The sequence below is a fragment of the Paracoccus sp. MC1854 genome, from assembly GCF_014164635.1.
Taxonomy (GTDB): Bacteria; Pseudomonadota; Alphaproteobacteria; order Rhodobacterales; family Rhodobacteraceae; genus Paracoccus.
Window position 1 is genome coordinate 1 of sequence record NZ_JACJFU010000031.1, and the last position, 24332, is coordinate 24332.

22 protein-coding genes and 1 tRNA gene are annotated in these 24332 nt (G+C 67.5%); 15 read left to right on the plus strand and 8 right to left on the minus strand.

Going from position 1 to position 24332, the window contains the following annotated elements:
- Nucleotides 1–165: 165 nt before the first annotated feature.
- Entirely contained in the window at nt 166–624 is a 459-nt protein-coding gene (locus H5395_RS14920) for a hypothetical protein (RefSeq protein ID WP_182793362.1), read from the minus strand.
- Between H5395_RS14920 and H5395_RS14925 the strand changes: the two genes are divergently transcribed.
- From H5395_RS14925 to H5395_RS14950, 6 genes are all read left to right on the plus strand, one after another.
- Complete coding sequence (locus H5395_RS14925) at nt 608–988, plus strand: hypothetical protein (protein WP_182793363.1); 381 nt, start codon at nt 608–610, stop codon at nt 986–988. The genes H5395_RS14920 and H5395_RS14925 overlap by 17 nt on opposite strands.
- Nucleotides 988–1671, plus strand: coding sequence for a hypothetical protein (locus H5395_RS14930; RefSeq protein WP_182793364.1), 684 nt, complete (start codon nt 988–990; stop codon nt 1669–1671). Before H5395_RS14925 ends, H5395_RS14930 begins: the two co-directional genes overlap by 1 nt.
- Nucleotides 1672–1899: 228 nt before the next feature.
- Nucleotides 1900–2379 carry a DDE-type integrase/transposase/recombinase gene (locus H5395_RS14935; protein ID WP_182793365.1) on the plus strand — a complete coding sequence of 160 codons (480 nt, stop codon included), beginning with the start codon at nt 1900–1902 and terminating at the stop codon, nt 2377–2379.
- A gap of 126 nt (nt 2380–2505) precedes the next feature.
- Complete coding sequence (locus H5395_RS14940) at nt 2506–3222, plus strand: Mu transposase C-terminal domain-containing protein (protein ID WP_370576474.1); 717 nt, start codon at nt 2506–2508, stop codon at nt 3220–3222.
- Nucleotides 3219–4175 (plus strand): TniB family NTP-binding protein, encoded by a 957-nt coding sequence (locus H5395_RS14945; protein ID WP_182793366.1) that lies wholly within the window; start codon nt 3219–3221, stop codon nt 4173–4175. Before H5395_RS14940 ends, H5395_RS14945 begins: the two co-directional genes overlap by 4 nt.
- 45 nt (nt 4176–4220) lie before the next feature.
- Entirely contained in the window at nt 4221–6062 is a 1842-nt protein-coding gene (locus H5395_RS14950; protein WP_182793367.1) for a TniQ family protein, read from the plus strand.
- A 410-nt stretch (nt 6063–6472) separates the two neighbouring features.
- On the opposite strand, the gene H5395_RS14955 is transcribed toward H5395_RS14950, so the two are convergent.
- Nucleotides 6473–6558 (minus strand) — tRNA-Leu (locus H5395_RS14955).
- Between the two features lie 316 nt (nt 6559–6874).
- Between H5395_RS14955 and H5395_RS14960 the strand changes: the two genes are divergently transcribed.
- From H5395_RS14960 to lpxK, 3 genes are read left to right on the plus strand one after another with little or no spacing between them, the layout of a single operon-like run.
- Nucleotides 6875–7102 (plus strand): DUF4170 domain-containing protein, encoded by a 228-nt coding sequence (locus H5395_RS14960; RefSeq protein WP_182793368.1) that lies wholly within the window; start codon nt 6875–6877, stop codon nt 7100–7102.
- A gap of 7 nt (nt 7103–7109) precedes the next feature.
- Nucleotides 7110–8309, plus strand: coding sequence for a 3-deoxy-D-manno-octulosonic acid transferase (locus H5395_RS14965; protein WP_182793369.1), 1200 nt, complete (start codon nt 7110–7112; stop codon nt 8307–8309).
- Nucleotides 8306–9292, plus strand: coding sequence for a tetraacyldisaccharide 4'-kinase (lpxK, locus tag H5395_RS14970; RefSeq protein ID WP_370576475.1), 987 nt, complete (start codon nt 8306–8308; stop codon nt 9290–9292). The genes H5395_RS14965 and lpxK overlap by 4 nt, the downstream gene beginning before the upstream one ends.
- A gap of 27 nt (nt 9293–9319) precedes the next feature.
- Here the strand turns inward: lpxK and H5395_RS14975 are convergent, their stop codons facing one another.
- The gene (locus H5395_RS14975; protein WP_182793371.1) at nt 9320–9976 is read right to left on the minus strand and encodes a DsbA family protein; all 657 of its coding nucleotides are present in this window, start codon (nt 9974–9976) and stop codon (nt 9320–9322) included.
- Nucleotides 9973–10557, minus strand: coding sequence for a DUF721 domain-containing protein (locus H5395_RS14980; RefSeq protein WP_370576473.1), 585 nt, complete (start codon nt 10555–10557; stop codon nt 9973–9975). The genes H5395_RS14975 and H5395_RS14980 overlap by 4 nt, the downstream gene beginning before the upstream one ends.
- A gap of 82 nt (nt 10558–10639) precedes the next feature.
- Here H5395_RS14980 and H5395_RS14985 point away from each other — a divergent pair, with 82 nt between their 5' ends.
- Nucleotides 10640–11659: an A/G-specific adenine glycosylase gene (locus tag H5395_RS14985; RefSeq protein ID WP_255440722.1), complete on the plus strand. Its 1020-nt coding sequence runs from the start codon at nt 10640–10642 to the stop codon at nt 11657–11659.
- A 73-nt stretch (nt 11660–11732) separates the two neighbouring features.
- Nucleotides 11733–13073, plus strand: coding sequence for a sorbosone dehydrogenase family protein (locus H5395_RS14990; RefSeq protein WP_182793373.1), 1341 nt, complete (start codon nt 11733–11735; stop codon nt 13071–13073).
- Between the two features lie 111 nt (nt 13074–13184).
- On the opposite strand, the gene H5395_RS14995 is transcribed toward H5395_RS14990, so the two are convergent.
- Together H5395_RS14995 and H5395_RS15000 are read right to left on the minus strand one after the other, a co-directional pair.
- Nucleotides 13185–13820, minus strand: a complete 636-nt coding sequence (locus H5395_RS14995; RefSeq protein WP_182793374.1) for an aminotransferase class IV family protein — start codon at nt 13818–13820, stop codon at nt 13185–13187.
- Entirely contained in the window at nt 13778–14899 is a 1122-nt protein-coding gene (locus H5395_RS15000) for an aminodeoxychorismate synthase component I (protein ID WP_182793375.1), read from the minus strand. Before H5395_RS15000 ends, H5395_RS14995 begins: the two co-directional genes overlap by 43 nt.
- Before the next feature lie 187 nt (nt 14900–15086).
- Between H5395_RS15000 and H5395_RS15005 the strand changes: the two genes are divergently transcribed.
- From H5395_RS15005 to H5395_RS15015, 3 genes are all read left to right on the plus strand, one after another.
- A complete protein-coding gene (locus H5395_RS15005) occupies nt 15087–15956 on the plus strand; it encodes a CHAD domain-containing protein (protein ID WP_182793376.1) in 870 nt (289 codons plus the stop codon).
- 121 nt (nt 15957–16077) lie between these two features.
- Nucleotides 16078–17079: a TAXI family TRAP transporter solute-binding subunit gene (locus H5395_RS15010; protein ID WP_182793377.1), complete on the plus strand. Its 1002-nt coding sequence runs from the start codon at nt 16078–16080 to the stop codon at nt 17077–17079.
- A gap of 80 nt (nt 17080–17159) precedes the next feature.
- Nucleotides 17160–19226, plus strand: coding sequence for a TRAP transporter permease (locus H5395_RS15015; protein ID WP_182793378.1), 2067 nt, complete (start codon nt 17160–17162; stop codon nt 19224–19226).
- A gap of 18 nt (nt 19227–19244) precedes the next feature.
- On the opposite strand, the gene H5395_RS15020 is transcribed toward H5395_RS15015, so the two are convergent.
- Entirely contained in the window at nt 19245–20756 is a 1512-nt protein-coding gene (locus H5395_RS15020) for a phospholipase D-like domain-containing protein (protein WP_182793379.1), read from the minus strand.
- 152 nt (nt 20757–20908) lie between these two features.
- Here H5395_RS15020 and H5395_RS15025 point away from each other — a divergent pair, with 152 nt between their 5' ends.
- On the plus strand, nt 20909–21733 hold the full coding sequence (locus H5395_RS15025; RefSeq protein ID WP_182793380.1) for a universal stress protein: 825 nt from the start codon (nt 20909–20911) through the stop codon (nt 21731–21733).
- Nucleotides 21734–21755: 22 nt separating this feature from the next.
- Here H5395_RS15025 and acnA read toward each other — a convergent pair whose 3' ends face one another.
- Nucleotides 21756–24332, minus strand: coding sequence for an aconitate hydratase AcnA (gene acnA, locus H5395_RS15030; protein WP_182793381.1), 2577 nt, complete (start codon nt 24330–24332; stop codon nt 21756–21758).

Consider the following 24332-nt stretch of genomic DNA (forward strand, 5'->3'; position numbering starts at 1 on the left):
TCAGCCTGCCGCAGGATCGCGATGATCTGAGCCTCAGTGTATCTGCTTGTCTTCATTCGAAATCTCCTCGTTCATCTTGCCGAGAAAATTCTACTTATGAAGCCCCTTACTTTCGGGGAGGATTACCCTGGCCACGCCAGATTACGATGTAAACGGTTATTTCTATCAACCGGACAACGTCTTGCGCGAAAGATGCAGGTTTTCGCTTTGCGGATCCGCAGGTGGATCAATTTCCCCAGAACGAGAGACACAGTCCTGATCCGCCATCAGGACAACAACCCACCAACCACGCCTCATGAACCGGAAAAACCGACAATGCACGAGAACTTCGACCGGGGCATGCAGCTTCCGGAACCCCCTACAGCCGCCCGCAGGATTACCATGGGCTCCAAGCACCATTTCACCGGTGCGCTCGTCTTCGGTGAAGGGGGCGGGAAGACCATGGAGGTCGAAAGCCACACCGAGATGCAGATCGCGCTGGTGATGCTGGCTCGCCCCGAGGTGATCGACCTCGAAAACCAACTGCCATTTCGCTGGGCCGACGACCAGGACGTCCTGCGCACACACTACTTCGACTTCCGGGTCACGCTCCAAAAACGGAAGTCGGGTGGCGCTGATCGTCAAGTCCGCACACAAGGCGGCGACGGCGAAGTTTCAGGCGACTGCACGTCGGATCGCGTCCCAAGTTCCTCAGGCGTTCGCCGACCGGGTCTGCGTGATGACCGAGAAGCACCTCGACCCGGTCGAGGTTCACAATGCCGAACTCATCCACGCTGTCCGGGTGCCCGACCCGGAAGCGGACGCGGCAATCCTCAGTGCCGTCAGCGGAATCATCGGCGCCGTTCGGATCGGCGATCTGGCGGAGCAAACCAGGCTGCGAGGCCGTGGCTTCCGGGCCGTCGTGCGCCAGATCCGTAGCCACCACCTCGTGCTCGCGGCCCATGAACGCATTGCACCGGACGCCTTTGTCCGCCGGAGGGCTGCGTGATGCTCGACCTCATGCCCAGCGAGAGCACAACGCGTTTCGCCTTCAGCAAGCATGATGCTGTGCTTGTTCACGGCACCAGGTATCAGCCCGTCGACGAAACCGACAAGGCATACATCCTGGTTCGTGCCGACGGGCAGGGAGTTGCGGAAAGCTACTCCCGGACCGAGATGGCGCGGCTCGTCGAACTCGGGCACGTCGCGCACGAACGGAACGCTTTCCTTCCGGAAAGCGCGCGCCGGCGGCTCGAGCTCCCAAGCGAGATGCTCTCAACCATGGGAGAAAAGAAGCACCGCAAGGCGAAACGCCGAGAGGCGGTTGTTCTGGCATTCCTCGCCCTGGAGGAGGAGGGCCGCGTCAAGCGGACCGACGCATCCATCCAGTCCGCTTTGAATGACATCAAGGTCAGAGCGGCAGTGTTTTGCTCTCAACGGAGCGCGTGCGACGAAAACGCCATCGATCCCGACACGCTGATCATGCCGAAGGTCGGTGTCAGATCGGTTCGGCGTTGGCTCAGTGCTTATGTGAAACTCGGGCTACCCGGCCTTTACGATGCCATCGAAAACCGCGGCAATCGCCAATCGCGCCTCCGTCCCGACGAACTTGCCCTCATGTCCCGCGTGGTCGGCGGGTATCTCGACGACCGCAAGCCGTCGATCTCCACCATCTACGAGAACGTGCAATAGGAGTTCGATGAGGAGAACCGCAGCCGCCGCGCGCGGGGCGCGGCCGAACTGGTCTCGCCGTCTCGTGAAACCGTGAGATTGGCGGTCAGATCACTTGATCCATTCCGCTGCGATCTCTCCCGCGAGGGGTCGGCCCGTGCGCGCAACAAGTATGCGCCGGTCGGGAAGGGTCTGGATCTGACGCGGCCGCTTCAGCGCGTAGAACTCGACACATGGAAGGTCGACCTGATGACCCTGGCGGCTGCCTCCGGGCTCTCCCATTTCATGTCCGACGAAGACAAGGCACGTCTGGGTCTCGACAATCAGAAGACTCGATGGCACCTGACCGTGGCGATCTGCGCGACCACGCGCTGCATCCTCGCCATGCGGCTCTGCCGTGCTCCAAACGCCCAGGCCACCCTGCAGACGATCGAGATGATGCTGCGCGACAAGGGTGTCTGGTCTGATGCTGTCGGCGCACTCAGCCCGTGGGCCTACTATGGAACGCCCGAGTTGGTGGTCATGGATTGCGGCACCGAGAACACGTCCTTCGACGTGCGACTTGCGTTGCGCGACCTTGGCATCCGCGTGGAGCATGCACCCGCGGGGCTGCCGGAGATGCGGGCGCGCATCGAACGGTTCTTCGGTACTATCTCGACCGGCCTCACACCGCGGCTTACGGGGCGCACGTTCAGCAGCATGATCGAGAAGGGCGACTACGATCCCTAGGCGCGCGCTGCACTGACTGCAGACGATCTGTGTGCTGCGATCATTCGCTGGGTTGTCGACATCTATCACCGCAGCGCCCATTCCGGGCTCGGGGGAGAAACCCCTGCCAACTGCTGGCGGCGCCTCATCGAACAGTTTGGCGTATGCCCCGCTCCTGACTTACGACGTCGGCGGCTTGCTCTTGGGACGCGCTTCAAGCGGACCGTTTCCAAGACCGGCGTTACGGTATTCGGCATCCGCTATCATTCCGAGGAATTGGCCCGCTGGATGCTGCGCACGAAGAAGCGCGAGGTAAACCTGCGCTGGTACCGTGAGGACCTGGGGGCGATTGCGGTCGAGCTCGATGGCGAGTGGTATGAGGTGCCGGCCGTGTTTGATCGCTTCAAGGGCGTATGGGCGCAAACATGGCTGGCAGCCGCACGAGAGCTCCAGATCCGCTTCAAGCATGAGGTCACCTTCGATGAAGAGATCGTCTTCAAGGCAATCCGACACATCGACGAGATCAATGGACAGGCGATGAAGCGCATAGGCCTCCTCGCCGACGAATGGTCGGAGGCGCGGATTCTGCAAGAGGAGGAGCGGCTACTGATCGGTTTCGACATGTCCGAGCGCAGCCTGCCGCTCGCTTCTCCCGACACACGCTTCGGCGATGAGATGGCGGGGGGAGCGGGAGACGACATCGGCTCAGACGAAGTTACGACGTCTCGCGAAAAAAAAAAACCGCGGAACGCTCGTGGATTCGTTTCCGCGCCCACCGCTTCGACTGCAGATCCCTTGGGTGACGCGGCTCCGAAGGGAGACGCTGACGACGACCCAGGATTTGAGATCGAGGACAAGTGGTGACTACAAACCCGCAGATACAGTGCAGTGAAGTGCATGCCGTCATCGACGGCCTGCGCTCCAAATACGTGAAGTTGCCGCGTGATCGCGAGTTTCGCACGCATCTCGATCGGCTCATCAAACGAGATGATACGGGCCGCCAGATCGCGGCACCGGTAGTGTTCACGTCGACAGGCGAGACGCGGGGTATCGCCCTCGTGGATGGTGCAGGCGGCGGAAAGACCTCCCTCGTGGATCATGCGCTCCGCGAGCACCCTGCCCTTCAGACCACTGAGGCAGGCAGGATGCCTTGGCTCGGCGTGCGGGTGCCCAGCCCCGCCACCCTGAAATCGCTGGGTCTGGAGATCCTTCGGCAGGCCGGCTATCCCGAGGCTCGTGGACTGAGGCACGCTTGGGAGATCTGGACCCAGGTGCGCTATCGGCTGCAGCTGCTCGGAACCGTCGTACTCTGGATCGACGAAGCTCACGACCTGTTTCGGAACGGTTCGGCTCGCGAGATCGAGGATATTCTCAAGACTTTGAAGTCGTTGATGCAGGGTGAAGGAGCCGTCATTGTCATCCTGACCGGCATCGAGACGCTGTGGCAGATTGCGTCCTACGACGACCAGGTGAAGCGCCGCTATTCCAGGATCGAGCTGCCGTCGGTCACCATGGCTGGAGACGAGAAGATCCTCTGGAAGCTGATTGAAACCTTCTCGGCACAGGCGAAACTTGCCGCACCGGAGAAGAACGATCTTGTCGCACGCCTCATTCATGCCGGCCGTGCCCGCTTTGGTCGCTGCATCGAACAGATCATCAATTCGATCGAGGTGGCACTTCACGAGGGTGCATCCAGCCTTGAGATCGAGCATTTCGCTCGTAGCTACGACATGCAGGAGGGCTGCGCCCCCGGCGAGAACATCTTCCGTTCGCCACGCTGGTCGCAGATCGATGTCGACGCGCCCCGCCGCGCCTGACCCTGCCGCAACCAGAGCCAGTTCTTCACCCAGAGCGCATGCGTCATGCCTACCCTTTTTCCATTCCTCCCCTTTGATCCGTTTGAAACGCCGGTCTCATTCGCAACCCGTCTTGCCGCACTTCACACCGGGGGCCGGCTGGTGCCGTTTCTCCACGACATCGGCGTAAGATCCGCAGCGCTCGCCGCCGGTGACACCGAGGCTGTGCAGCGCCTCTGCGCCTTGGCCGGGATCGATAGCGCTCCTGTGCTTCGCAACACCGCGCGGACGGTTGGGAGACGACGTGCGGACCTGCGCGGCGAGGAGATCACGGCCGAGTTCCTCTCGAGCCCGGACACCGTGTTCTGCCCTGCTTGCCTCGCGCAGGACGATATCAAAGGAGGTGACAATCCCGGGACGCGTCGTGGGCGTCTCGCCTGGACCTTGCGGGTGGTTCGAACCTGTCCGCACCACGAGATCGCCCTGGTGCACCTGGCAAGAAACAAATGGAGCGATCAGTTCCACGAGCTCGCCGAGCGCGTTCCGGAGCGTGGCGGCGCTCTGTTGGCGCTTGCCGACAACTGCGAGCGTCGATCGCCTTCTCCGCTGCAGACCTACGTCATGCAGCGTCTCGAGGGTGAGGAAGGGCCGGAATGGCTGGATGGGCAGACCCTCGAGCAGGCCGTTCGAGCGACCGAGATGCTGGGAGCGCTGATCGCGTTTGGCGCCGGAGCGAACCTCACCGCACTTGACGCGTCGGGATGGGACCGCGCCGGCCGCATCGGCTACGCCTGCACGGCGGCTGGCGAAGCGGGAATTCGCGATGCCCTGCAGCAGGTCCAGGCGGCGTTTCGCGGCAAGGCCAAGCCGGGCCGGCGCAAGGTCTTTGGTCGCTTCTACGAATGGCTTTCCTCGACAAAGGGAAAAAAGGATCCGGGGGACATCAAACGGATCCTGCGCGAGCATATTTTCGACACCATGGAGGTGGCGGCTGGTGAGGAGATCCTCGGCGCCACGCTGAAGGAAAGACGGCTCCACAGCGTGCGCTCGCTCGCCTCGGAGGTTAACCTCAACTCGCGCACTTTGCGGAATTTCCTCGCCAGTCGCGGCCTGGTGCCTGCCGATGAAGCGCTCAGCGAATACCATGTGTTCGACGCAAATGCAGGGCGGACCATCGCCGCATCCGTCTGCCGATCGATACACGTCATCTCGCTCCCGAAAGCGCTGAACTGTACGCGTCCCCAGGCCGACCAACTCCTTGCCGAGCGGATATTGACGCGCGTGGGCGGAGGGCCGGGCATTGCACCCGGGCGGACCCAGCGTGCCGCAGATGCGTCCCATGTCGCTGATTTCCTCGTGGCACTCCGCAGAAATGCGATGATGGTCGGGACGGCGCCGGACGGCGTGGTGTCGATCTCGAAGGCTGCCGAAAAGGCGAAGGTGCCCTGCTACGCCATCGTGCACCTCATCCTCGGTGGATACCTGCAGCGAGTGTTCCAGCTTGCCGATGTTGCTGGATACGCTGGCGTGCTCGTGGACCCGATAGAGGTTCAGGCGCAAATTCATCACGTTCAGGCACACCTTTCGGCATCCGCAGCGTTCAAGATGATGTGGCTGCCGGTGGACACCGGCTGGGCTCTCGTCGATGCCCCTGATGATTTGGATCTGAAGCCGGTCGTGATCGAGGGTCCGTCCGGCTACCGGTTCTGCCGCTTCGACAGGAAGGATGTTTCCGAGTTCATGGAGCGGGTCACTACCGTGCATCTGATCGCCCTTCGCCTGGGCGTCGAGCACAAGGAGGTTGTCCGTCGGCTGAAGATCGCCTTCGTGCGCCCTGCGATTTCTCGCCGCGAGGCAGGAATGGATCTTTACAGCACCGCAGACCTCCCGGCCTCCCTCCGATCCTGAGAAGACCACGCCAGATTTCCTTCAACTGTAAATTCTGAACGGCCGCCCGTAGGGGCGGCCTTTTTCGTTTGGAAGATTTGCGTTTGTCGCCTACATGAAGTTAGACATCGCTCGATCATCGACAGGAATGTATGAGGTCGAGGGGATGGCCACTATTTGCTTGCAAAATGGCCAAGTGCGCCGCCGACCCGAAGCGCCGCCTTAGAAAAAACAATGACTTACCATGCAGAAATGGCTTGGAAATGGTTGTCACAACATGACATCAGACAGTTTTTCCTTTCGGGGCGAATGATCTGACGCGCTCCTGGATCATCTTTCCGCTGAATACGATCTGCGGAGTGTGCCCGCACTGAATGAAAACATCCGGCCGCAAGCAAGTTATCGAAAATCGATCATTTGCCATAAGCCTGTGGTGCGGGCGGCGGGACTCGAACCCGCACGGGCTTGCGCCCCAGGGAGTTTAAGTCCCATGCGTCTACCATTCCGCCACGCCCGCGACGATCGGTTCCCGCTAGGCCCTTGGCGCACGGGATTCAAGCGGCCCGGATGACGCCACCCTCGTCCCTGCCGCCTGAAAAACGCAGGGTCCCGGTCGCAAGACCGGGACCCCACATCCCCCGCGTACCCTCAACCACCACACGCGAAACCAGAAAACCCAACCTCAACCTGGACCAACGGGGTCCGTGAGATGAAGATGGCACAGGAAGTGATTCCCGGCAAACGCCGAAAATCTTGAATTTTATATTCCGCCTTGGTCTCGGGGTGCGGGCGGGGTATCTGCCCTCCACCTGACATCAGCCGCAAGGTGACCGATGACCCAACGCCTGCATCTCGTCTACGGGGGCGAGCTTGTGTCGACCGACTCGCACGAGTTCCGCGACCCCGCCTCGATCCATCTCGTGGGAATCTTTCCCGATTTCGCCTCGGCCCATGCCGCTTGGAAGGCACAGGCCCAGCGGACCGTCGATCAGGCGCAGATCCGCTACTTCATCGCCCATCTGCATCGCCTGCACGACCCCGACGAATCCGTTTTGACATAGGCGCAGGATGGGCGGCATCGGTGATCTGGCTTTCTGGCTGCAGATCCGGGGCGGGCGGGCCGAGGATGCGCCCTCCGATCCTGTGCTGCCGCCGGGCGACGGCCCGCTGATCCTGATATGCGGGGGGGCCTCCGACCGGCGCGACCTTGCCCAGGAACTGCGCCGCCGGCGGCCTGGCGTCCGGCTGGGTGCACTGGGGCCGGTGGCCGTCGAACGCGGCGGTCGCGCGGTGCCCAGCGTCCTGCCCGGCTCGCCGGCCGATCCGGGCACCGCCAGGATGCTGGTCAGCAGGGCCTCGCCTGCCGCGCTGGTCCTGACGGACGACCTCCTGCCGCCTGCCCTTATCGCCGCCTGCGACGACGCGGGCGTTCCCGTAACGCTGGTCGCGGGGCCGGGCCAGTTGGCCGGGCTTGCGGCCCGCCGGGTGTGGCGTGGCGCGCGGCGGGACCCGGTGGCGCGGCTCAGCCGGGTGCTTGTCCCCGACGACGCGGCGCGGGACGCCGCGCTGCGTGAAGGAATCGCCCCGCAGCGGGTCGAGGTGATCGGCAGCGCCGCCCCCATCCTGCCGCCGCTGCCCTGCAACATGCGCGAGCTTGCCGCCCTGCGTCCTCTGCTGCAGGACCGCCACGTCTGGCTTGCCGCCGCCCTGCCGCTGGCCGAAGTTTCGCATATCCTTGCCGCGCAGGAACAACTGCTGTCCCACCATCACCGCGCGCTGCTGATCATCGCGCCCGCCCGGCCCGAGGATACCGGTGCGATCGCCGATGCGGCCGAGGCGCGGGGCCTGACCGTCGCCCGGCGCGAGGCGCTGGACCCCGATCCCGACATCCAGGTTCTGGTGGCCGAGGACAGCGCCGAACTGGGGCTGTGGTACCGGCTCGCCTCGGTCACCTGCATGGGGGGCACGCTGACGCGGGGGACGGACGGCGCGCGCCATCCCTTCGAGCCCGCGGGCCTTGGCTCTGCCATCGTCCACGGGCCGCATCTGTCGGCGAACCTTGCCGAGTGGCAGGCGCTGGACCGGGCCGGCGGGGCGCGGCGGCTTTACTCGGCCGGCGCCCTGCCCGCTGCCATCGAGGATCTGAGCGCCCCAGACGCCGCCGCCCGCCTTGCCCGGCAGGCGTGGGAGGTCGCGACCGCCGGCGCCGAGATCACCCGCCGCATCGCCGAGGCCGTCCTGTCGGACGTGCCGGAGGGATCATGCTGACCGCGCCCGGCTTCTGGAACCGTCCGCCTGCCGCAACGGCCCGGCTGCTGGGTCCGCTGGGCGCGATTTACGCCCGCGCCACTGCGCGGCGGCTGGCCCATGGCCCCCGACTGCGGGTCGGGGTTCCGGTAATCTGCGTGGGCAACCTGAACGCCGGCGGCACCGGCAAGACACCAACGGTGATCGCGCTGGTCGAGCGACTGTCGGCGCGGGGCATCGCCGCCCATGTGGTCAGCCGCGGCCATGGCGGGTCGGAAACCGGCCCCCTGCGCGTCGATGAACGCCGGCATTCTGCCGCGCAGGTGGGGGACGAGCCGTTGCTGCTGTCGGCCTTCGCCCCTGTGTTTGTCGCTCACGACCGGGTCAAGGGCGCACGCGCGGCCATCGAGGCAAGCGCGCAGGCGATCCTGCTGGACGACGGCTTCCAGGACCCTTCGCTGGCGCATGACCTGTCGCTGGTGGTGGTCGATGCAGCGCGTGGCTGGGGCAACGGGCGATGCATTCCCGCCGGCCCGCTGCGAGAGCCGGTGGCTGCGGGCCTTTCACGCGCCGATCTGGTACTGACGATCGGGGAACCCGCCGCGCAAGAGAGTTTCTCGGCCCGCTGGCCCGACCTGCCGGTGCCGCGCCTGACGGGGCGGCTTTCCCCCCTGATGACAGGGATGGACTGGGACGGGCTGCCCGCGCTTGCCTTTGCGGGCATCGGCCACCCCGAAAAATTCTTCGCCACCCTGCAGGGCTTGGGCGCGCGGATCGTGCGGGCCGAGGCGCTGGCCGATCACCAGCCCTTCTCGCGCCAGATGCTCACGCGGCTGGAAACCGAGGCGCGGATGCTTGGCGCGCAGCTTGTCACGACCGAAAAGGATGCCGCGCGGCTGCCACGCAGCTTCCGGTCCAAGGTGCTGACCCTGCCGGTGCGGCTGGCCTTCGACGATCCGGCGCCGCTCGATGCGGCGCTGGATCGTATCTTTCCGAAAGGCTAGGGCCGCCTTGGCGGGCGGCCCCTTGCCTCAGTTCGCGGCGGCCAGCTTTTCGTTGATCTCGGCCTTCAACTGCTCCCATGGCGCGTTGCGGACGGTTTCGCCGCCGATGATGAAGGTCGGCGTGCCCTCGATCTTGTCGGCGACCGCGTTCTGCTGGAAGGTCGCAAGCAGGCTTTCCACCTTGGCCGTGTCCTGCCAGCAGGCGTCCATCTGCTCGGTCGAATAGCCCGCCATCGCACCGATCTTGCGCAGGTTCGCGGCCAGTTCGTCGCCGGTCTTGGCGCCCAGCCATTCGCGCTGCTTTTCGAACAGCATCCCGGCGACGGGATAGAACTTCTCCTCGCCGCCGCAACGGGCCAGGATGCCGGCCCACAGGCCCGGCTCGTCGAAATAGACATCGCGCTGGGTGAAGCGGACCTTGCCGGTGTCGATGTATTCCGCCTTGAGCTGCGGATAGACGTCGGTGTGGAAGGCCGCGCAATGGCTGCAGGTGAAGCTGGCGTATTCGATCATCTCGACCGGCGCATCCTCGGCGCCTTGCCAGATGTCGGGCTGTATCGCCGGGGCAGCCTGCGCCTCGGCTGCCGGAGCGGTCTCGGCGGGGGCGGTCGTCTGGGCCGCCACGGGCAGCGCCAGCGCGGCAAGCGCTGCGGCCGAGATCAGGCTGCGGAGGGTCGGGGTCATAGGTTGGCCTTTCGGTCGTGGGAAAACATCGCCCGTTTCCGGGCATCCTGCGCGGCGCGGGCAAGCACCAGCCGCCGCATGGATTCGGCAAGCCGCGGATCGTCGAAGCGGGCGGCAACTTCATCGGCCGCGGCAATTGCCTCGGGCGGCGGAGGAGAGTCGACTTGCGGGGCCGGGCGGAACTGCGCCTGCCCCCCGGCGAATCCCTGAGCTGCGGTCTGCGTCACCACGATCCGCGCGATGGCGTTGAAGCCGTAGACCGCGTTCACCCTTTCGCGCAGGCGGGGAAGCTGCATCTGCACCAAGGGCGCGTGGGCTCCGTCGGTCAGCAGCGTCAGCGTGGCGCCGAAGCCCTTGCCGTGGCTGACCTTGACGGGGCGCGTGTGGGCGGCGGTTTCCGGCCCCACGATCTCGGGCCAGTCCGTCAGCAGCCGCGCCACCGCGAAGCCGCGCTTTTCGGCGGTCTTGCGAACCTCGGGCGCGACCAGCGAGGCGGCGGGCTCGAACCCCCGCATCCGCCGTTTCGGCGGGGCGTCGGACGAGGCGGTGCGCTTGCGCGGGGGCTTGGAGCTGGCGGTCATGCGTGGCCTTGAACAGGTTGCGCCCAATCTGGACGCTCTGCGCGCGGGATGCCAGATGGGGGCGATGACCAAGGGGGCAAACTTGCGTGAAACCGCCGTCAGCGATGAAGTCGCGCCCCGCCTGCTGGGCTGGTATGACCGCCATGCGCGGGTCCTGCCCTGGCGCGCCCCGCCCGGCACGTCGCCGATGGACCCATACCGCGTCTGGCTGTCGGAAATCATGCTGCAGCAGACCACCGTCGCGGCGGTGAAGTCGTATTTCGAGCGGTTCACGGCCCTCTGGCCCTCGGTCCAGTCGCTCGCCGCCGCCGACGAGGCGCAGGTGATGGCCGAATGGGCGGGCCTGGGCTACTACGCCCGGGCCCGCAACCTGATCGCCTGCGCCCGGATGGTTGCCGCCGCCGGCGGCTTCCCCGACACGCGCGAAGGGCTGGCCGCCTTGCCCGGCGTCGGCCCCTATACCTCGGCCGCCATCGCCGCCATCGCCTTCGACCGGCCCGAGACGGTCGTGGACGGCAATGTCGAGCGTGTCGTCGCCCGGCTGTTCGCCATCCAGACCCCGCTGCCCGCCGCCAGGCGCGAGTTGACGGGCCTTGCCGCAACCCTGACGCCGACCGAAAGGCCCGGAGATTTTGCGCAGGCGACGATGGATCTGGGCGCCACCATCTGCACGCCCCGCAACCCCGCCTGCGGAATCTGCCCTCTGATCGACCTCTGCGCCGCCCGTGCGGAAGGCATCGCGCCCGAGCTTCCCCGCAAGGTGCCGAAACCCGCCAAGCCCATCCGCACCGGCACAGTCTGGGTCGCCATGGACGAGGGAACCGTCCTGCTGGAACGCCGCCCCGCGCGCGGGCTGCTGGGGGGCACGCTGGGCTTCCCGACGACCGGCTGGGACGGCACCGATCTGCCCGCGCCCGGCCCCGGCCCCTGGACCGACCGGGGAGAGGTCCGCCACGTCTTCACCCATTTCGACCTGCGCCTGCGCGTCCTGACCGGCCCGCCTGCCGGAACCACGCGCGGAGAGCAGACCTCCCGCGCCAGCTTCGACCCGAACGCCCTGCCGGGACTGATGCGGAAGGTCTGGGCGCTGGCCACGCGCTAAGGAACTTTCCCACCAGCCACGCGCTTTCCCCGGCACTGCCAGCGATCGACCGCGCAATTCCGGGGAGGAACCCATGCGAACATCCACGATCCTGACCAGCCTGCCGCTGACATTCGCGCTTCTGGCACCCCTTCACGCTCAGGAGGTTCTAACCGGCGAGGCCGCCTTCGGCACCGCCGAGGACAACGCTCCCGGCACCCGCCGCCACATCACGGCAGACGCCCTGCCCGCGCCCAGCCACGCCGAAAACGACCCCGAGGCGCCGGATTTCCAGAACAACCCGACGATGGTCGACCGGCCGGAAGGCACGATGCCGCAGGTGCCCGAGGGCTTCGCGGTCGAGGTCTTCGCCGAAGGCCTGACCGAGCCGCGCGTCATCCGCATCGCCCCCAACGGCGACATCTTCGTGGCCGAAAGCGAGGCGGGCCGGGTCTCGGTCTTCCCGGCCGACGCGCAGGCACCCGCCACACCCGAGGTTTTCGCTGAAGGACTCGACCGACCCTTCGGCATCCTGTTCCACCCGCCGCAGAACCCCGAGCACGTCTATGTCGCGGCGGCCAACCAAGTCGTCCGCTACCCTTACGCGGAAGGCGACCGGACAGCCTCGGGCGAGGCCGAGGTGATCCTCCCCGACATCCCGACCGAGCGGCACTGGACCCGCGACCTCGCCACGACGGCGGACGGCAGCCGCATCTTCGTCTCGATCGGCTCGGCCTCGAACGTGGCCGGCGCGATGTCCGACGAGCCGCCCGAGGAGATCACCGCATGGGAGCAGAGCCACGGTGTCGGCGCCGCCTGGGGGGACGAGGAAAACCGCGCCGTGGTGCAGGTCATGAACCCCGACGGCAGCGAGTTGCGGAACTTCGCCACCGGCCTGCGCAACTGTTCCGGCATGGCGGTGCAACAGGATGGCACGCTCTGGTGCACGGGCAACGAGCGCGACCACATCGGCCCGAACCTCGCGCCCGACTACATCACTTCGGTTCAGGACGGCGGCTTCTACGGCTGGCCTTGGTATTACGCGGGCGGCAACGAGGACCCCGCCCATGCGGGCGAGCGCCCCGACCTTGCCGACAAGTCCCTCACCCCCGAGGTGCTGCTGCAGGCCCATTCCTCGACCATGCAGCTTGTCTTCCACGACGACGAGGCCTTTCCAGAAGAATACCACGGCATCTTCGCCACCATGCGGGGGTCGTGGAACCGCGAGAACCGCACCGGCTACAAGGTTGTCCGCGCGCTGATCGAGGATGGCAAGCCCACCGGCGTCTACGAGGACTTCATGACCGGCTTCGTGCTGAACGAGGCCGAGGTCTGGGGCCGCCCCACAGGCATCGCGGTCCTGCCCGACGGCAACCTGCTGGTCAGCGACGACGCCAACGGCACGATCTACCGCGTGACCCATGGCGGGCAGTAAGGCTTGCAGTATCCGTCACTGATGCAGGGCCGAAGCGATTGAACAAGCTTGGGGCGGGGCGGAAGCCCTGCCCTTTTCCTCTGGCCGGCTGGCCCGCGACGGAGGGCTGTCTCAGCCCCGCCAGACTGCAGGCATCAGCCCGCGCAGGGCATTCCCGACCCACAGGCGGACGCGCGGCAGGTCCCCGGCCATCAGCCTTTCCTCGTGGCATTGCCCGCCGTCCAGCAGTTCCGCCCGCAGCACCCCGGCCAGCAGCCCGCTGGACAGGGGCGGCGTCCGCATCCCCGCGCCCCGGTCGAAGAACAGCGTAGTGATGGTGCCGTCGCAGGCCTCTCCGCGCTCGTTCAGGAACAGCAGTTCGTCCAGCCCCTCGGGCATCGCCGCGCGGGCGTTGTCATAGACCGCCCGGCGCGTGGTCTTGTGCCGCAGCCAGGGATCGCCTGAATCCAGCCGCGCCGGTGCCAGCCCCAGCCGCCATTCCGCCGGTGAGGGCGGCAGGGAATGGCGCGTCACCTCCAGCAAGCCGCCGCGGTCCAGCGTCAGCCGCAGCCGCGCGGGCATTCCTGCGTCGCCGGTCAGCGCGGCGCGGGCGGCATCCGCATCGCAGGGCCAGCCCAGCGCCGCGGCGCTGGCCGCAAGCCGCGCCAGATGCCCCCTGATGCGCGGGCAGGCCGTGCCGTCCCACAGCGCCGTCTCGATCAGCCTCAGTCCGGGGTCGTCAGCGGCAGCGCGAAGCGGGTTTTCCACAGCGCCTCCTCCCATTCCTCGGGGGCGGTGGAATCGTCCACCACGCCGCCGCCCACGTTCAGCGTCACGCGCCCGCCCGGCCAGACCGACAGAGTGCGGATCGCGACCGAGAAGCAGCCCGAGCCATCCGGCGCCATCCAGCCGAGGCTGCCGCAATAGGCGCCGCGCGGGAAGGGCTCGAGTTCGCGGATGATCTCCATCGCGCGGATCTTCGGGGCGCCGGTGATCGAGCCGCAGGGGAACAGCGCCCGCATCAGCGCGGGCAGGCTGGCGGGCGCGGCCAGTTGGCCGGTCACGCGCGAACTCATCTGGTGGACGGTGGCGAAGCTGTCGACCGTGAACAGTTCCGGCACGCGGACGGACCCGATGCGGCTGATCCGGCCGATGTCGTTGCGCAGCAGGTCCACGATCATCAGGTTCTCGGCGAGGTTCTTTTCCGATGCCGCCAGCGCCGCCGCCAGTTCCGCATCGCGCCGGGGGTCGGGGTCACGCGGCGCCGTGCCCTTCATCGGGCGCGTCTCGATCAGCCCCTCGGCATCCAGCCGCACGAAAAGCTCGGGCGAGCGCGAGACGAGCGCCGGCCCGCCCAGATCGGCGAAGGCGCCGAAGCCGACCGGCTGAAGCCCCCGCAGCGCATGGAAGAGCCCGAGGGCCGAGCCGCTTTCCAGCCGGCTTTCCAGCGGAAAGGTCAGGTTGACCTGATAGCAGTCGCCGGCGCGGATATAATCCTGCACCCGGGCAAAGGCCGCGTCATACCCGGCCCGAGAGATCAGCGGCCGGAAAGGCGACAGCCGGACCTGTTCGTCCGGCACAGGCAGATCGGCATCCTCGGGTCGGTCGAAGATCCCGAAGGCCAGCAGCGGGCCTTGCATCTGCGGCATCAGCGGCAGCAGTCGCTCTTCCAACGCGTAGCCGGCCTCGTAGGCGATCCAGCCGGCGATCCACCGGCCCGCGCGGCGCGCCCGGTCAAGGCGTTCCAGCGCCGGGGCGACCTCGGCCGCGCTGTCGGCCGTGACCAGCGCATGCGGGCCACGAAACAGCGCGGGCCGGTTCTTCGGGCCGAACTCGCAGAATATCACAGGCCCCTCCGCCACCATCCGGCAGGGCGGTGCCTGCATCGTCCGGGCAAGCGATAGCGCCGGGGCACGGGGCTGTATAGGTCCGCAGCCCGAACCGCGCCCGGCCAGCGCCGGTGCCTTGTCACCCGCGCGATTGCAACTACCCTTCGCGGCAAGGCGTTTCCGGGCAGAGCAAAGGGTGACGGGCATGGCGGCCAGCAAGACGGCAGGCAGAAAATCGAAGGCTCTGGCGGCGAAGATGAGCGGGCTGCAGGCGTTCCGCCGCCTGATCGAGCAGGGCGCGGCGACCCATGACGCGCAGATCGAACCGATCCTGACCTCGGACGATCCCGAGGCGGTGCATCGCGCGCGGGTGGCGCTGCGGCGGATGCGGTCCACCGTGCGGGGGTTCGCGGACATGCTGTCGCCGGATGCGGGCGGGCGGCTGGAATCGGCGCTTGCCGACAGGTTCCGCGCCCTCGGCCCTCTGCGGGATGCCGATGTTCACGCCGGGGAACTGGCCGGCAGCCCCGCGGGCGACGAGGCCGCGCGGCAGGCGGCGGAACTGCGCAAGGCGCTGCGGGCCGAGATGAAGGGCAAGGCGTGGATGCTGCTTTCGGACGAGGTGGCGCGGCTGCTGGATAGCGCGAAACTGACCGGCAGCGGGCGGCGCCGGCGGCTGGCCGAGGCCTCGGTGCGGGTGATCGCCTCGCGCGCGCTGCAGGTCGCCTGGACCGAGATGCTGGCCTTCGGCGACCACCTGGACCGGCTGTCCGAAGACGACCTGCATGATTTCCGCAAGCGGGCCAAGGACATGCGCTACCTGTCCGAGTTCTTCGGTCCGCTCTGGCCCGGCAAGCCCGAGGCCGAGATGGTGCGCCGCATGGCCCGGATGCAGGACGCGCTGGGCACGCTCAACGACCTGACGAACATGCGGCGGAACGCGCAAGAGGGTCCTGAGGAGCACTGGCTGCCCGCAGATGCCTCGAAGCGGGAAGCCAAGGCCCGCGAGCAGGCGGACAAGGCCTGGGCGAGGCTTCGCAAGGTCGCGCCATGGTGGTGCGCGCCGCAGGACTGACGGGCGGCAGGTGCCGGAAACGAGGTCTTGGTGCCCACGGATTTCTGCCCCTGCCCGGTTGCCGTTTCCGGGCGCTGCGGGCTAATGTCCCCCCGTTCGCAAGAAGACAGGGGGATTGAGAATGAGTTTCAAGGGGTTGGTTGCCGCTTTCGCGCTTGCCGCGTCCTTCGCGCAGGTATCCGCCGCGCAGGAGATGTCCTTCTTCCGCATCGGCACCGGCGGAACCGCGGGCACCTACTACCCGATCGGCGGGCTGATCGCGAACGCGATCTCGAACCCGCCCGGATCGCGCGCCTGCGAGGATGGGGGTTCCTGCGGGGTGCCGGGGCTGGTGGCGACGGCGGTGGCCTCGAACGGGTCGGTCGGCAACGTGAACGGCATCAACGGCGGCGCGATGGAGGCGGGCTTCACCCAGTCCGACGTGGCCTACTGGGCGCAGACCGGAACGGGCCTGTGGGAAGGCCAGCCGGCGGTCGAAAAACTGCGGCTGATCGCGAACCTTTACCCCGAAAGCATCCACCTGGTCGCGCGGGCCGACTCGGGCATCGCCTCGCCCGCAGATCTCAAGGGCAAGCGCGTCTCGCTGGACGAGCCGGGCTCGGGCACACTTGTGGACGCCAAGATCATCCTCGAAGCCTTCGGCCTGTCGGAAGCGGACGTCACCGCCGAATACCTCAAGCCCGACCAGGCGGCCGACCGGATGCGCGACGGGGCGATGGACGCCTTCTTCTTCGTCGGCGGCTTTCCGGCGGGCGCCATCGCGGAACTGGCCAGCCAGCACGCCGTGACGCTGGTGCCGATCGCCGGTCCCGAGGCCGACAAGCTGCGCGAGACCTACAGCTTCTTCGCCACCGACACCGTTCCGGCAGGCACCTATGAGGGGCAGGACGCGGATGTTGGCACGCTTTCGGTCGGCGCGCAGCTTGTCACCAGCGCCGATCAGCCCGACGACCTGGTCCACGGCATCGCTCAGGCGCTTTACAACGAGAACACGCAGAAGCTGTTCGCGGCTGGCCATGCCAAGGGCAAGCTGATCACGCTGGACAGCGCCACGCAGGGGGCGGGCATCCCCTTCCATCCGGGCGCCGAACGCTTCTACAAGGAGGCCGGCAAGCTCGAATGAGCCGGGCCTGACCCACGGAAGGACGCGGCCGGTCTCCGGTCCGCGTCCTTTGTCATTGATCCGCAACGCAGGACACCAGAATGACCGACGCACCCCGCCAGCTTTCCGAAGCCGAACTGCGCGCGCTCGAGGAGGAATACGATCCCGAGGCCCGCTTCCGCACGGTCACGCGCCCCGTCGCGATCCTGTCCGGGGTGATCCTGTTCCTGCTGTCGGTCTATCACTTCTACACCGCCGGCTTCGGCATCCCGCGCGCCACGACCCATCGCGGCCTGCACATGGGCGTGTCGCTGTTCGTGATCTTCCTGTCCTTCTCGGCGCTGGCTCGCAACCGCCACAAGACGGACGGATTCGCCATCCTTGGCGTGCCGGTGACGGACTGGCTTCTGGGGATCGGGGGGGCGGTCAGCGCCTTCTACGTGCCGTGGATCTATGACCAGCTTGCCTTCCGGGTCGGCAACCCGCTGCCCATCGACATCGTCATGGGCACGATCCTGCTGGTCGCGCTGCTGGAGGCCGTGCGCCGGTCCATGGGCTGGCCGCTGCCGGTGATTGCGCTGTGCTTCATCGCCTATGCCTATTTCGGGCGCTCGATGCCCGGCATCCTGGTCCATCCGGGCGCGGACTGGGCGAACATCATCAACCACCTCTACCTGACCTCGCAGGGCATCTACGGCACCGCGCTGGGCGTGATCGCGACCTATGTGTTCCACTTCGTCCTGTTCGGGGTGATGGCGCAGAAGATCGGGCTGGGGCAGTTGTTCATCGATCTTGCGACCGCGCTGACCGGGCGCTTCGCGGGGGGACCGGCCAAGGTCTCGGTCGTGTCCTCTGCCATGCTGGGGACGATCTCGGGGTCCTCCATCGCCAACACGGTGACGACCGGCGCGCTGACCATCCCGGCGATGATCAAGATCGGCTTCAAGCGCCATTTCGCCGCCGCCGTCGAGGCCGCCTCGTCCACCGGCGGCCAGATCACGCCCCCGGTCATGGGGGCCGTGGCCTTCCTGATGGTGGAATACCTCGGCATCCCGCTGCGGACGATCCTGATCGCGGCCATCGTCCCCGCCTTCATGCATTTCTTCGGCGTGCTGGTGCAGGTCCATCTTGAGGCCAAGCGCCTTGGCATCCGGGGCCTGCGGGCCGAGGAACTGCCAAAGGCCGGCAAGGTCCTGCGCGAGGGCTGGCTGTCCATCCTGCCGCTGGTCCTGCTGGTCTGGATGCTGATGTCGGGCCGCACGCCCTTCCTGTCGGCCTTCTCGGCCATCGCGGCCTGCATCGTGGTCTATGTGATCCAGCGCGTCATGGCCGCCGGCGTCGTCGGGGGCCTCAAGGAAACCGCCGCCGGGCTTTACGAGGGCTTCGTCTCGGGCGCCCGGCAGTCGCTGGCCGTGACCGCCGCCGCCGCGCTGGTGGGCGTGGTGATCGGGGTCGTCACCCTGACCGGCGTCGGCTTCAAGATCGCCTTCATGGTCACAAGCGTCGCGCAGAACTGGGCGATCTCGTTCCACGGGCTGCTGTCGGTCCTGCCGTTCGAGCTGTTCAGCATCGAGACGCTGTCGCTGCTGTTCACGCTGGTGATGACGGCGGTGGTCTGCGTGCTGATGGGCTGCGGGGTGCCGACGACGGCGAACTACATCATCATGGTGGCCGTCGCCGCCCCCGTGCTGGGAATGATGAACGTCGAGCCGCTGGTGGCCCACTTCTTCGTCTTCTACTTCGGTGTGCTGGCCGACGTGACGCCGCCCGTGGCGCTTGCCGCTTATGCGGCTGCGGGGATCGCGGGGGCCAACGGCTTCAAGGCCGGGAACACGGCTTTCCGGCTGTCGATGGGCAAGGCGCTGGTGCCTTTCGTGTTCGTCTTCTCGCCCTCGCTGCTGATCGTGACCGAAGCCTTCACCCTGCCCGACTTCCTGCTGGCCTTCACCGGCGCGGTCCTGGGTATCATCGCCCTGTCGGCGGCGATCACCAACTGGCTGCTGGGGCCGCTGCTGAAGATCGAGCGGTTGGCTCTGCCCGTCGCCGCCCTGCTGATGATCGCGCCCGAGATCATCTCGACCCTGATCGGGGCCGCCATCCTCGGCGCTGTGACCCTGCGGCAGTACATGGCCGGGATGCGGGGTGAGGGGGTGCCCTCGGCCTTGTGACCCCTCCGTCGCCGGCGATCAGCGCCGCCGGTGGCGTGCCAGCAGCACCGCTGCCAGTCCCAGCGCGCCAAGGCCCATGAACAGGTGACGGTTCGTCAGCCCCAGCCGACTGCGGGCGCTGCGGCGATAGCGCGGGTCGAAGAAGCGGCTGCGTGACAAAAAACGCCCCAACGGGCCGGGGTCGCGGGGGACCAGCACCTCCAGCTGGCGAGGGCCTTCCGGGTTCAGCCGGTCGATGGCGGGGATCAGCCCGCCGCATTCCGCGATGACCGTCTGCACCCGGTCCACCGTCGAGCCGAGATGCTCGGCCAATAGATTGGCGCGGATGGCGCGGATGCGGTCGCGGTCGGCGTCCGTGCGCGCCAGCACGGCCACGTCCGCCTCGGTATCGAATCCCATGGAACGGCGGTCGATGTTGCTGGACCCCACGCGCAGGAAGATGTCGTCCACGATCAGCAGCTTGGCATGGACATAGATCGGCTCGCCCGCGGCATTGACCGGATAAACCATGCGAAAGCGGCGGAAACGGTCGCGCGCCTGCAGCGCCAGCATCATCGTGCTTCGGGTCACATGCATCGCCGCATCCTCGAAGGCGCTCTGCGCCGCCTCGGGGTTGACCACCAGCACCTCGGGGCCATCCGGTTCGGCCAGCCGCTCGGCGACGGCGCGGGTGATGCTGTCGGCGGCGAAATACTGCGATTCGATGTAGATGCTGTGGCGGGCGGCGGCGATGGCATCGAGATAAAGCTGCTCGATCTCGTCCACGGCGGGGGTGTCGCGCTCGGGCGGCTCGGTGCGGGCGATGGCGACGGGCAGGTCGCGGAAATCGACGGCGACCTTTTCGGGCCAGAGATCGGCGGGCGCGGGGTCGGGCACCGGCTCGGGCAAGGGCGCGTCATTGGCGCGCAGCCAGCGGGCGCGGGCAAGCTCGCCCAAGGCCTGCGCCGCAGGGCCGGTCATCATCGCGGTGGCGTCGTGCCAGGGCTGGGCGATCTCGCCCGACCGCAGCCGCCGGCGCGGGTCGCCCGACAGATGCTCGGGCGTGTCCCAGCGGCCTTCCGTCACATCAAGGCCGCCGCAGAAGGCCAGGGCATCGTCCACGACCACGATCTTCTGATGATGGCAGGCCCCGATCGGATGGCGGCCATCAAAGGCCAGATGGATCTGGTCGGGCGACATCAGCTTGATGCGAAAAGCCGGGATCGCCCGCCCCGGCGCGATCAGGGCGCCCCCGCTCCATTTCAGCAGGTAGATGTCAAGGCCGGGGCGGCGTTCCACCAGCGCGTCGAGGAACAGGCCGACCTGGTTGGGCAGCCCGTCGGGGGCGTTCCCCTGGGCGTCGCTGTCGCCGGGCAGCATCTCGATCTCGAAGTCGAAATCCCAGCCGATCATCACGACCAGGTGCCGCGCCGACATAAGCGCCTGCCGCAGGGCGCGGAAATAGGCCTGCCCGTCCACGATCAGGGACAGGCGGTCGGCGGAGGCCACCCGCCAGCAGTTGCGGCCCGGGGCAAGGGAAAGATGCGTCATGATCCATCGGGGAAAACGGTCTGCACCGCCGCAACTATCTGGAACGGCTTGGGTTCCGCTGCGGCAAGGCGCCGTCGGGTGCCTGCGCGATTGAACCCGCCCGGCGGAGGCTTCATTATCCCGGCGACCACGCCTTCTAAGGAGCATCGGCAATGACCATTCGCAGCATCATGACGACCTATCTCGGGAACGGAGGCGGCGAGGGGGCGCTGCGCATGGCGATCCAGATGGCGCAGAAATACGACGCCTGGATCACCGCCGTTTTGTGGCAGGCACCCAATCCGATGCGAAGCCGCCCCGCCCCCTTCTTCACGCGCGAGATCGACCGGATGCTCGACCAGGCGGAATCCGACTTCGCGGCGCAGCGCCGCGAGGCCTTCACCGCCCGCGTGACCGAGGCGGGGCTGCAGGACCGGGCCGAGTTCGTCGAGATCAAGGGCCACCGCGCCAACAGCATCGCCGAGGCCGCCCGCGGCCATGACATCGTCGTGATGGGAAGCTCGCTGACCGGCTCGCGCACGGGCGATTTCGCCACCCGCGCCGATGTCGTGGCCCTGCGCAGCGGCTGCCCCGTTCTGATTGTGCCGCCCGGCTATGATGCGCCCGCCATCGTGGAATCGGCGGTGGTTGCCTGGGACGGAAAGCGCGCCTCGGCCCGGGCACTGGCGGATGCGATGCATATCCTCGGCACCAAGGACCGCGTCACGCTGCTGGGGATCGGTGACGATCTGGGACCGGATTACGCGCAGGACGTGCTGCTGCTGCTGTCGCGCCACGGGATCGAGGCCGAGCTGGTGGTGCGTCCCGCCGGTCCCGGCGGGATCGGCCGGACGATCCTGGATACCTGCGCCGATCTTGGCGCCGGGCAGCTCATCATGGGCGCCTATGAGCACAGCAAGTTCAGCGAGGACCTGCTGGGCGGCGTCACCCGGGATATCCTTGAGAACGCGACCCTGCCGGTGCTGATGTCGCACTGATCCCGCGTTCCCCGGCCGCCCGTCAGGCGGCGGCCGGTTCCACCTGGTGTTGCAGGATCAGCGGCAGCAACCCGCCTTGCCGCAGGGTCTGGACCTCCAGCGAGGTCTCGATGGCTGCGGCGGCGGTGATTTCCTCAATGCGGCCATCGGCGCGGCGGACGCGGACCGCAACGGGGCTGCGCGGTGCGATCTGCGCGGCATCCGCGTCGATCTCGATCAGGTCATGGGCGGAAAGGGCCAGCGTCCGGGGTGTGACACCTTCGGGCAGGCGCAGGGGCAGGACGCCCATGCCGATCAGGTTGGCGCGGTGGATGCGCTCGAAGCTGACCGCCAGCACGGCGCGGGCACCCAGCAGCGCCACGCCCTTGGCCGCCCAGTCGCGCGACGAGCCCATGCCGTAGCGCTCGCCCGCGACCACGACGACGGGTTGGGCATCGGCACGGTAACGCTCGGCCGCCTGCCACAGCGGCAGCATCTGCCCGTCCGGCAGCACGGTCGAGCCGGGGGGGATGCCCTCGCCCAGCATGTTCCTGACGTTGCGGTTGGTGAACAACCCGCGCAGCATCGCCTCCCAGTTGCCGCGGCGGGATGAGAAGACGTTCAGATCGCGCGGATTTTGCCCGCGCTGGATCAGATGGTCGCCCGCCTCGCCTTTGGCCGGGATCGCACCCGCGGGCGAGATGTGGTCGGTGGTGATGTCGTCGCCCACGATCAGGATGGGCCGCGCCGCATAGGTGCCCAGCCGCGAGGCTTCGTCGAAGGAGGCGAAGGGCGGGCGACGGATGTAGGTGGACGCCTCGTCCCAAAGGAACAGGGCCGTGTCGGGCGCATCGAGTTCGGCCCACATGCGGCTTGATTCCGCCTCGTCATAGGCGGCGGCAAAGTCGTCCGCATCAGCGGCGCGGGCGAGCGCCGCGTCGATCTCGGCCCCCGTGGGCCAGAGGTCGGACAGCCGCACGCCCGGCGCAATCTCGTCCCGCAGGATGTCGCGTTCCACGTCGCCCGCCAGCGCGAAGGCCACGACCAGCGGCGGCGAGGCGAGGAAGCCTGCCTCAAGCTGCGGATGCACGCGGCCGGGGAAGTTGCGGTTGCCTGACAGGACGGCCACCTGCAGGCGGCCCTTCCCCAGCGCCTCTTGCGACAGGGCGGTGAGTTGCCCCGAGTTGCCGATGCAGGTCGTGCAGCCGAAGCCGACGATGCCGAAGCCCACCGCCTCAAGGTCATCGAGCAGCCCCGCACGTTCCAGATAGCGCTGTGCCGTGGGCGATCCCGGGGCAAGCGAGGTCTTGACCCAAGGGGCCGGGGTCAGGCCACGTTCGCGCGCCTTGCGCGCGACCAGACCCGCTGCGACCAGCAGGCGGGGATCGGTGGTGTTGGTGCAGGAGGTGATGGCGGCGATGGCGACGGCACCGTCGGGCACATCGCCTGCGGACACCGGCTTTGGCGAGCCTCCCCGCACCTCGGCCGCGCCTGCTGCCGTGGCCGAGGCCGGCAGGCGATCCTGCGGGCGGCGAGGGCCGGCGACGCTGATCTCGACCGAGGAAAGGTCAAGCTCCACCACCTGCGAGAAACGCGGCGTTTCTTCTGCCTCGAACCAGAGGCCCTGACGGCGGCAGTAGGCTTCCACCCGCGCGACATGATCCGGGCTGCGGCCGGTGGCGGTCAGGTAGTCCAGCACCGCCTGATCGACGGGGAAGAAGCCGGTGTTCGCGCCGAACTCGGGCGTCATGTTGGCGATCACGGCGCGGTCGCCCGCGGACAGGGCCGACACGCCCGGCCCGAAGAACTCGACGAAGCGGTCGGCCAAGTCGATGCCGCGCAGGATCTGCGTGACCGTCAGCGCAAGGTCGGTGGCGGTCACGCCCTCGGGCAAGCGCCCCGTCAGCCGCATCCCCACCACGTCGGGGACGCGCAGCATCACGGGCATCCCGAAGAAGACGCTTTCCGCCTCGATCCCGCCGACGCCCCATGCGAGAACGCCGATGCCGTTCACCATCGGCGTGTGGCTGTCGGTGCCGATCATGGCGTCAGGCATCAGCCATCCGTCGCGGGCCTGAACCACAGTCGCCAGCCGCTCCATGTTCAGGGTGTGCATGATGCCGGTCCCCGGAGGATGCACACGGAAGTTCCGCAGGCTGTTCGTCGCCCATTTCATGAAGCGGTAACGCTCGGCGTTGCGGCGGTATTCGTTGGCAAGGTTGCGCGCCATCGCCCCCCTGCCCCCGAAGAAATCTACCGCCAGCGAATGGTCGGTCGAGACATCGACCGGCAGCACCGGGTTCAGCAGCATGGGGTCGTGCCCCGCCTCGGCCAGGGCCGAGCGCATCCCGGCGATATCCACCAGCGCTGGCCCGCAGGTCGTGTCATGCATCAGCACCCGACCGGGCAGGAAGGGGATTTCCGCATCCGTTGGCCCGTCCAGCGCCGCCAGGATCGCGTCCCGCGCAGCAGGCGCGTCCGCACCACCTGTCCGCAGCACGTTCTCCAGCAGGATGCGGTGGATATGCGGCATCCCGCCCAGCCGCTCGCCCGCAGCCGCAGGCAGGTCGATGATGCGCCAGTCGGTGCCGGCGGTGCGAAGGGTGGTCTCTTGGGTCAT

Excerpts from the sequence above, each read along its gene's own strand:
- H5395_RS14930 (WP_182793364.1), top strand. The coding sequence starts at position 988 with ATGCTCGACCTCATGCCCAGCGAGAGCACAACGCGTTTCGCCTTCAGC.
- H5395_RS14935 (WP_182793365.1), top strand. The coding sequence starts at position 1,900 with ATGACCCTGGCGGCTGCCTCCGGGCTCTCCCATTTCATGTCCGACGAA.
- H5395_RS14950 (WP_182793367.1), top strand. The coding sequence starts at position 4,221 with ATGCCTACCCTTTTTCCATTCCTCCCCTTTGATCCGTTTGAAACGCCG.
- H5395_RS14960 (WP_182793368.1), top strand. The coding sequence starts at position 6,875 with ATGACCCAACGCCTGCATCTCGTCTACGGGGGCGAGCTTGTGTCGACC.
- H5395_RS14965 (WP_182793369.1), top strand. The coding sequence starts at position 7,110 with ATGGGCGGCATCGGTGATCTGGCTTTCTGGCTGCAGATCCGGGGCGGG.
- H5395_RS14975 (WP_182793371.1), bottom strand. The coding sequence starts at position 9,976 with ATGACCCCGACCCTCCGCAGCCTGATCTCGGCCGCAGCGCTTGCCGCG.
- H5395_RS14980 (WP_370576473.1), bottom strand. The coding sequence starts at position 10,557 with ATGACCGCCAGCTCCAAGCCCCCGCGCAAGCGCACCGCCTCGTCCGAC.
- H5395_RS14990 (WP_182793373.1), top strand. The coding sequence starts at position 11,733 with ATGCGAACATCCACGATCCTGACCAGCCTGCCGCTGACATTCGCGCTT.
- H5395_RS15005 (WP_182793376.1), top strand. The coding sequence starts at position 15,087 with ATGGCGGCCAGCAAGACGGCAGGCAGAAAATCGAAGGCTCTGGCGGCG.
- H5395_RS15010 (WP_182793377.1), top strand. The coding sequence starts at position 16,078 with ATGAGTTTCAAGGGGTTGGTTGCCGCTTTCGCGCTTGCCGCGTCCTTC.
- H5395_RS15015 (WP_182793378.1), top strand. The coding sequence starts at position 17,160 with ATGACCGACGCACCCCGCCAGCTTTCCGAAGCCGAACTGCGCGCGCTC.
- H5395_RS15020 (WP_182793379.1), bottom strand. The coding sequence starts at position 20,756 with ATGACGCATCTTTCCCTTGCCCCGGGCCGCAACTGCTGGCGGGTGGCC.
- H5395_RS15025 (WP_182793380.1), top strand. The coding sequence starts at position 20,909 with ATGACCATTCGCAGCATCATGACGACCTATCTCGGGAACGGAGGCGGC.
- acnA (WP_182793381.1), bottom strand. The coding sequence starts at position 24,332 with ATGACCCAAGAGACCACCCTTCGCACCGCCGGCACCGACTGGCGCATC.